The 8,492-nt window shown below is 57.4% G+C and carries 5 protein-coding genes and 3 pseudogenes; 4 read left to right on the top strand and 4 right to left on the bottom strand.

Going from position 1 to position 8,492, the window contains the following annotated elements:
- Positions 1-248 precede the first annotated feature (248 nt).
- The 4 genes and pseudogenes from E3O11_RS10100 to E3O11_RS10085 form a co-directional block, all read left to right on the top strand.
- On the top strand, positions 249-503 hold the full coding sequence (locus E3O11_RS10100) for an AbrB/MazE/SpoVT family DNA-binding domain-containing protein (RefSeq protein ID WP_092453175.1): 255 nt from the start codon (positions 249-251) through the stop codon (positions 501-503).
- Positions 496-822, top strand: coding sequence for a hypothetical protein (locus E3O11_RS10095; protein WP_092453178.1), 327 nt, complete (start codon positions 496-498; stop codon positions 820-822). The genes E3O11_RS10100 and E3O11_RS10095 overlap by 8 nt, the downstream gene beginning before the upstream one ends.
- Positions 823-1,420: 598 nt before the next feature.
- Positions 1,421-2,857, top strand: a pseudogene (locus E3O11_RS10090) (integrase core domain-containing protein).
- A 117-nt stretch (positions 2,858-2,974) separates the two neighbouring features.
- A pseudogene (locus tag E3O11_RS10085) lies at positions 2,975-3,801 on the top strand (IS3 family transposase); the annotation flags it as partial.
- Between the two features lie 312 nt (positions 3,802-4,113).
- On the opposite strand, the gene E3O11_RS10080 reads toward E3O11_RS10085, so the two are convergent.
- From E3O11_RS10080 to E3O11_RS17640, 4 genes and pseudogenes are all read right to left on the bottom strand, one after another.
- Positions 4,114-5,214, bottom strand: coding sequence for a glycosyltransferase (locus tag E3O11_RS10080; protein WP_166787565.1), 1,101 nt, complete (start codon positions 5,212-5,214; stop codon positions 4,114-4,116).
- A gap of 83 nt (positions 5,215-5,297) precedes the next feature.
- Entirely contained in the window at positions 5,298-6,257 is a 960-nt protein-coding gene (locus E3O11_RS10075; RefSeq protein WP_166787564.1) for a glycosyltransferase family 2 protein, read from the bottom strand.
- 283 nt (positions 6,258-6,540) lie between these two features.
- Positions 6,541-7,806, bottom strand: a complete 1,266-nt coding sequence (locus E3O11_RS10065; protein WP_277871274.1) for a nucleotide sugar dehydrogenase — start codon at positions 7,804-7,806, stop codon at positions 6,541-6,543.
- A gap of 372 nt (positions 7,807-8,178) precedes the next feature.
- A pseudogene (locus E3O11_RS17640) lies at positions 8,179-8,492 on the bottom strand (IS3 family transposase); the annotation flags it as partial.

Genomic DNA, 8,492 nt, shown 5'->3' with positions numbered 1-8,492 from the left:
GCCAGCGCCCTGACGGGGGTGATTCCCGTTCCCGAGCTCATTGCCGCATAATCAAATCAGCTGACCCGCACGGTGACGATGAATTACACCAACCGGCGGGACGTGACCGCCCTCGAGACGTCTCGCCGTCGCGTGCTGAGCCAAGTCGCCGGCCCCGGCAGTACCCGACCCGGTTCCGGCGTGAGCTAGACGGACTCACGATGGCCAGATATATTAGAATTTAAGAAAACAAGAATTTCGAGGTTGACATGGCCATACTCACACTCCGTACGCATAACCAGATCACCGTACCCGCCAAACTGACCCGCGAGCTCGGGCTCAGTGTCGGGGATCCGCTCGACGTCCTGATCGTCGGCGACACGATCGTCATCAAGCGGATGGCTCCCGTCGCCCAGGAGGATTGGCTGACCGACGAGACACTCGCCGAGATCGACGCCGCGGCCAAGGGGCCATTCACGACGTTCACGTCGCTCGACGAGGCAGAGCGCGCACTGAATGGCTGAAATTCAGATAGCCCTCTCCACCATCTATCAGCGGCAATTCCGAAAACTGAAATCCGATGACCTGCGAAAACAGGCTCTGGAGGCGCAGAGGGATATCCTTCACCTGCTGCAGTTGCAAGCAGCCGGAAAAGGTAGCGAGAGTGAGTCTCGAAGTATCGCGACCAGACGGCGTATCAAGGTCATTCAGCGCTTCAAGTCGATCAGCCCGAAACGATTCGAAGCCACGTTCGCGCCGGATGGCCGACTAGCCTGGAGCTTCGACGGCACCACCCTGGCGTTCCTACTTATCGGGACGCACAAGGTTTTGGATATGGACTAGCCCGTGGGAGCGCGGATGCATGGTGGCCGTTGACGCTGCTGACCTACCCAACTGCGCTGCGGCAGCGCGTGCACGGTTCACTGATACCAAGAGCGGGTCTTGACACTCAGTTGTCAAAACAGTCCCGTAAATCGCCGGCTGGCGCGGCAGACCGCGCTGCACCATCCTTCTTCTCGCGAGCGGATGCGGGAGGGCCACCTCACTATGCGCCGCCGGCGTGCGGCGGTGTCAGTTGCGGCCGACGACCGTTGCGAATCGGTTGTCCATAGGCGCATGCCAGCGGATGCGTGATGGCTGAGTTCCGGAGGCGGCTCGGCGAAGCTCGGCGAGTAGTCATTTGCGACAACCGCAGATCCGACACCGTCGAAGACGGGCGAGCCCATGGGCGGTGGCGAGTAGCGCTTGATGGTAGCGCCAGTCCACGCAGTTGGTGTGTAATCGCGTGACATCGTGGACAGTGGATCTCAGAACTTCGTGGACGCTGGGTCTCATGGCTTCGTGTGTCCTGTCTCAACGCATCGTGGACACACGATCTCATGACATCGTGGACACGATGTCTCACAGCATCGGAGACACTTGCGCCGATGATAGTTAGGGAATGACGAATTCTCTTTCACCCCAGACTCGTGCCGCGATCATGAATTACGACCCGACCCAGCCTCACGCGCTGTCAATTATCAGGTTCTGTCGCTCTCTGAAGATCTCTCGGAGTGTGTTCTATAAGATCCGCGGGCGAGCTGTCCACGAGGCTGCTGCTGCGCTGCACCCACGCTCCCGCGCCCCGAAGGTCCCGGCCCGGCGTTATGGGTAGGTCGTCGTGAATGAGGTCGTGAAGATTCGCAAACAGCTCAAGACTGATGGCTGGGATTATGGTCCCCGCTCGATCTACTACGAAGCGGCCATGGACAGCGGGTTCCCTGGAGGGAAGGTCCCGTCGGTGGCGACGATCGCACGTCTTCTGGCCAGCGTCGGGCAGGTGGACGCGTCGCCGAGGAAGCGACCGAAGTCGTCCTACATCCCGTTCGTGCGTGCGACGGCGATGTCGCTGTGGCAACTGGACGCGATCGAGTACCGGCTGGCAAACGGGCAAACTGTCACTGTGTATCAACTGCTCGACGACGCAAGCCGTTACGACGTGGGCTCCGACGCGTATTCGCGTCATGAGAACAGTGCTGATGCCAAGGACGTACTCGAACGGGCAATCGCTGCATGCGGGGCACCCCAGGAAGTGTTATCGGATAACTCGCTGGCGTTCAACCAGCTGCGCGCAGGCACGATCGGCTCCGTGGAGATCTTTCTGGCCTCGAAAGGCACCATGCCGATCAGCGGGCTGCCGGGCAAGCCCACCACACAGGGCAAGAATGAGCGCTCCCACCAGACGTTGATCCGTTTCCTCGACGCCGACCGGCCGGCCACTCTCGAGCATCTCCGTGTCCGGATCCAGCGTTTCCGGGAGCACTACAACAACCGCCGACCGCATCAAGCCCTCGAACAAGCTACGCCGCAGGCAGCGTGGGACTTGCTCGAGCACACGCCAGCGACCGAGCCGATCCCGCTGTCGGCGCTGGAAGCGAAAGCCTCGGAGTACCGGCAGGCTCGCACGCGACGACAGTCAGACCTTCACCGGGCGCCGTTGACGATCTCCAAGACCGGGCAGGTCATGCCCGACGACAACGCACGGCCACAAACAGCGGATCAGTCACTCGTGGAGGTCACCAAAGCCAACCGGCAGGTCTACTTTCAGGGTTACCAGGTCTCCCTGCCTACGACGTACGCCGACCGCACGTTCTACCGGACGATCACCGACGACGCGTTCTTGTTAACCGATCCCGTCACCGCTGAAATCGTGTTCTCATTCCCGCTGCCGATGGTCGCGCTAAACGCCCGAGGCCGATACGTTGCCTCCTACTCCATCCAGGGCGTTGGCGTGACCCACCCGACGAAACCCTGGGAACGCAAGAACGCGGAATATCAGACACAGTTCGCCCAGCGCCAGACTGATCCCCCTGCAGTGCTCGGTGAGCCAGAGCGGTAGCTGTGCACGAAGCCATGAGACCCAGCGTCCACGAAGTGCTGAGATCCACTGTCCACGATGTCACGCGATTACACACCAAGTGTCTGGACCAGCGCTACCATCAGGCGCTACTCGCCAATGTGCCTCTGGCTGGCCGTGTCCACGTCCGGGTTCTACCACTGGGTGACGCGTCCACAATCGGCGACGTCGGCCCGCCAGCAGGCGCTGATCGCCCGGATCCAGCATTTCTTCGAGGAATCCGACGGCACCTACGGGTACCGGCGCATCCACGCCGACCTGGGCGCCGAGCAGACCGAGTGCTCGCCCGAGCTGGTGCGGCAACTCATGCGCCAGATCGGCCTCGTAGCCTGCCAACCACGGCCCTTCCGCATCACGACGGAGGCCGATGCCGAGGCAGCGGCGAGCATGCCCGACCTCGTCAAACGCGATTTCACCGCCGACCGCCCCGGAGCGAAATTCGTCGGCGACATTACCGACATCCACACCTGGCAAGGGTTCATCTACCTGGCCACCGTCATCGACTGCTATTCAAAGAAGGTCGTCGGCTGGTCCATCGCCGACCACATGCGCACCGAACTCGTCGCCGACGCCCTCCGGAACGCCGCCGCGACGACGACTCTGATTGAGCCGGACGCGATTTGGCATTCCGACAGGGGCAGCGTTTACACGTCGGCCAATTTTCGGGCTCTGGTGACCGGCCTGGGGATGCGCTCCTCGATGGGCCGCACCGGCGTGTGCTGGGACAACAGCATGGCCGAAAGTTTCTTCTCGATGCTCAAGAACAAACGTGTTTCCGCACCGCCTACGCCACGAAAACACAAGCTCGCAGCGACGTCATCCGATATATCGAAGGATTTTACAACAGCCGACGCCGGCACTCCGCACTCGGTTACCGCCGGCAGAATGAAGTCCACTACGGTTATCAACAGCCAGCATTGGCAGCGCAAAAGAAACCACTAATTCCGCTGTCCGAAATACCCGCGGCAGGTCACTGGTCGGTCCAATGCGTATAAAACGACACCACCACGGGAGCCTTAGCAGCCATGCGGATGAGCTCGAATGCGTGAGGAATTGCAAGGCTGTCATCCAAGTCCAACCGATACACCCGTGGGAACGTCTCGTTTAGGGGGTACTGCATTGGCCGTCCGGTGTTGTGCGTTGCCGTGCCCAACCATGATGCGCGTGTACTAGATCTCGTGTGGCCGAAACAGAAACAAACACCCCAGTCGAACCAACAAGTAGAAGAAAAGCCTGTGTCATCTCCCGTCAACGCTTTCCTTGACGCCACAGAATCCCGCTTCTTCCAGTACCACCAGCCATCTCGCAGATACAACTAGGGGGTCAAAGTCACTTAGCCGAGCGTTGTGACTTCTCGCGTAATCGTCCAATGACGGCGGTTGGCTGATCGCCTCAACGATAGAGGCTGCTATATCGATAGGCTTGTGTGTAGTCACGATCCCGGGCGCGTACTTCGGAATCATCGCATGAGCCGCCCTATTTGAAACAGCAACTACGGGAGTCATGCACTGACCTGCCTCGACATACGCCAATCCAAAGGTTTCGGACTTAGAAGAATGAACCAAGACATCTGAATTACGAATAAGGTCCAAGACTCGATCATGCGGCGTCATCCCCAAAAACGTGACTCGCTTTTGGACGCCCAATGCCGTCGACAAGGCTTCTAGCCTGCTCCTCTCGGGGCCACCGCCCACAATTATGAGCGAATACTCCACAGGCAGATGGACCATCGCTTCAAGTAAAAGGTTGACTTGTTTCACTAAGGTCAGCGACCCCACTGAAATAACTACAGAGTTGGACCGCCCCGAACCTGAGACGTGTGCGGAAGGTTTAAATGCTGCCCCGGCATCGACGACAAGATTCGGAATACACCGCACGTCGTTCAATCTCATGCTCTCTGCGAGATCCCCGGCCAATTGCTCACTGACGGCGATCACTGTTTTCGCAGATGGATATGTCATACGAGCCGCAAGATTGAGAATCTGCATTTTCCTGGAATTGTGCATCCGCTCGCTGACGAGGGAATGTTCCCAAACAATCGTTCTCCTCCGTTGCTGTCTGCTGGCGGCCAACAGCCACGGCAGTGCTGCCCACACACCCACAACGACGATGGCCCCTTGCTTCGGCACCAGTTTGCGAAACTTCAAAGCCCTGGAAAGACTGAATATCCGGGACAATCCACGAATCGGTTTCCCGAGCAAAACTGCCTTCGGATACGTCGCGAGATCAAGCTTATTCCCGCCGAGTGACGTCACCGAGACATTTATCTCGGTAGAAAGCACTTTGCACAGATCCAGAAGTACGCGCTCAAGCCCCATAACTGGTGCCACCTGTGTCACGAGGAACGAAACTCTCGAACCGTCAACGTCTTTCGTCGGTTGACCTCCGGGGCGACGAAACTGAGATATCAAACGTGTGTACGTCATCGGATTATCCCCAACAAGACGTCGAAAGCTCTACGTGGCATCAGCCCGGCGAATCCGATTAATACCGGCCCAAAAGAGGGCCAGGTACGGTTCTTTACTAGATGCCGTACGACCGCGACGAAACCAGCCCCGCTCTTGGCTTGCAACACATACCGCAAGACTTGAGCTACCAAGAAATCCGCGTAAGCAAGCCGATTCAAGGGGCCAACCCGTTTCTCACCCCAATCGAGTGAAGATTGCCAATCCTGCCCTGCCGATACCGACTGCGCGGAGCCGACTTGAACGACCACGAGAGCGTTTTCAGATTGACGAAAAGTCGCGCCATGGTTCTCGAGGCGAATGAGCCAGTCCCAGTCCTGGTGCCGCCGGAGGCTTGCCTCCCATGGCACTCTGAGCGCAAGACTCCGATTGACCAAGAGAGTTGGGGTGAACATAGATGCCCGGCCTGCCCCCGGGCGACGCCCGATTAGCAAATATCTGACAATTGACTCATCCCGCCGCATCAGGCGGATAGGAACATTTCTAGCGGTCATTTGGGCAGAACGCGAATCCATCAGGTGGGATCGGCAAGAAATTACAAGATCTGAGCCTGACCCCGAAGCTGAGTACTCTTTCGCAACAGCGATTTGCTCAGCGATTTTGGTAGGTAGCCAGTAATCATCATCGTCAAGAAACGCGACCCAATTCCCACGACCTGCGCTCACACCCAAGTTCCGGGCGTGTCCCCCTCCTTGTTTGCCTTTTGTGTGAATAATTCTTAATTGATCCGATTCCTCAAAGTCAAGTACATTCCTGTCAAAATCCGCATGGGCGAGGTCGACAACGACAACTAATTCAATCTGCAACCAAAGCGTTTGTGCTTTGACACTAGTGACAGCCCTGTTCAATTCTGCGCGGCCGATCGTTGGGATGACCACCGTCACGAGCGGGTTGGCCAATTCCTCGAAATCGATCAAAGGTTCACACCCCTTCGACATCTGTCTGGTTTAAAAACTGCTGCAGGACTCACTGAGCGCTCCTTTCCGGGGCACGCTTGAAGGAAATGTAGGCGCGAAACAGTCCAGCGAGAAGGGCCTCGGATACGACCGTCGCTATGACGGCACCCATGATTCCAAATAGTGGAATGAGTAAGAGGTTCAAACCAACATTGCACACAGCAGCGACAAGCTGCGCACCGGTTCTGAAGGATTGTAGGTCAGCTCCCGTCAGTGCATCAGCAGCCATCTCGCGCAATGTGAGCTATAGGACTTCTACGTTGGGGCCAGACATAACGCATTGCGTGTCGAGAATAGGTGTGGTGATGCCCCCGAAGACTCCGACGTCGAGGTCATCATGATCAGTAAGCAGGACAATCGCGTCGAACCCGCTTACCGCGACCAGGTCCGAGCCCACAGAGATCACGTTCTGGGGCCACATCTGAGGTTCAATGTGACTATCAATTGCACTGACTTCAGCGCCAAGACCGACGAGCAAGTCGATGATTTTACGCGACGGAGCTTCACGAAAATCCCCCGTGTTCTTTTTGTAAGCCAGCCCGACGAGAAGAACACGCGAACCTCGCAACGCCTTCGAATCTCGGTTCAGGATGGCTATGAGCCGCTGGATGACGTAATCCGGCATGTGGTCGTTAATGTCATTAGCAAGTTCAACGAAACGAAAATTCTGACCCAGTTGTCGGCGAACCTGCCAGGAGAGGTAGCTCGGGTCCACAGGGAGGCAATGGCCACCAACACCGGGACCCGGCGTAAACTTCATGAATCCAAAGGGCTTCGTTGACGCTGCCTCAATCGACTCCCACACATTCACCCCGAGCTGATTCGCGAATATGGCCAGTTCATTGACGAGCGCAATGTTGACGTGGCGGAAAGTGTTTTCTAAGAGTTTCGTTAGTTCGGCCTCTTTTGGGCTACTTACGGGTACCGTTGTTTCGACGAGTGCGTCATAAAAACCTTTGACTTTTGCGAGCGATTCCATGTTTATGCCGGAAACGACCTTCGGAGTTTCTACGAAGCCCCAGGTCTTGTTGCCCGGATCAATTCTCTCGGGTGAATAGCCTACAAAGAAATCGCGGCCAGCGGCCAAGCCGGATCCCTCTTCCAGGATCGGAACGAGCAGCTCTTGGGTTGTACCGGGATACGTCGTAGATTCGAGGACGACAGTAGCGCCGACCTTGAGGTGAGAAGCCAGGGACACACCGGAGCTTTCGATGAAAGTCAAATCTGGCAGTGAGTCTCGCAAGGGTGTCGGCACCGTGATGATAGCAATGTCGAAATTCGTGACATCGTCATAAGAAGCAGTCGGCAGGTACATCCCGGAATCGAGCGCCGAGCGCAGAACACTTTCTGGGATATCCTCAACATAAGATTCCCCCGCCTTAAGTCGATCAATACGGCTGATATCGAGGTCAATCCCGACGACTTTGAATCCCACTTCAACGGCACGCATGGCCACAGGTAATCCAACGTAACCCTGTCCGACGACTACTACAATTTGCTCTCTTCTCACGAAGATGCCCCCTCAACAGCGCTTGTCGGCCGAAAACCAGCCCGTATACAAAATTAGCAGATCCTAAGGAGGCACTGTGTGGCTAGCACACGGTGGCATGTTGACCTGCCGCAGGCATTTCGGACAGCGGAATTAGTGGATTCTTCGACGCTGCCAATGCTGGCTGCTGATATCCATACTGGGCTTCATTCGGTCGGCAATAGCCGAGTGCGGAATGCCGACGTCGACGTCGACTGTTGTAGAACTTTTCGATATATCGAATATTCGCTCGCATGAGGGCCGGTGCTATTGACCTTTGGGGCCACTGATCAAATTGCTGAGTAGCGTTCTCGGGGGCCGGAATTTGTCAAGGCGAATGAGACCAGTGGGAGTTTAGGCGGCTAGTTCGAGCCCGTCGTTCTCGGTGGGTTTGGCGGCAGGTTTGTTGATCCATGCCGTCGCGGGAATGGACAGGATCTGTGGTGCGTGGCTGGTGCTGAATCGCTCGGGGAAGCGTGCGCGTGCCGCGTCCAGCGTTGCTGCTCGTTCGATGGCCTTGGCTGCTGCGAGGCCGTAGTGCACGTCGGCGGGCGTGTTGAGGCCGATCCCGGAATGGCGTTGTTCGTGGTTGTAACCATCCACGAACGAGGCCATGAACGTCTTCGCGTCGGCGAGGGAGCCGAAGCGTTCGGGGAACGTCGGAGCGA

Origin of the sequence: Cryobacterium levicorallinum (assembly GCF_004402405.1) — a bacterium.
Taxonomy (GTDB): Bacteria; Actinomycetota; Actinomycetes; order Actinomycetales; family Microbacteriaceae; genus Cryobacterium; species Cryobacterium levicorallinum.
The sequence above is the reverse complement of the archived record's forward strand: the minus strand, read 5'-3'. Positions and strand labels throughout refer to the sequence as shown.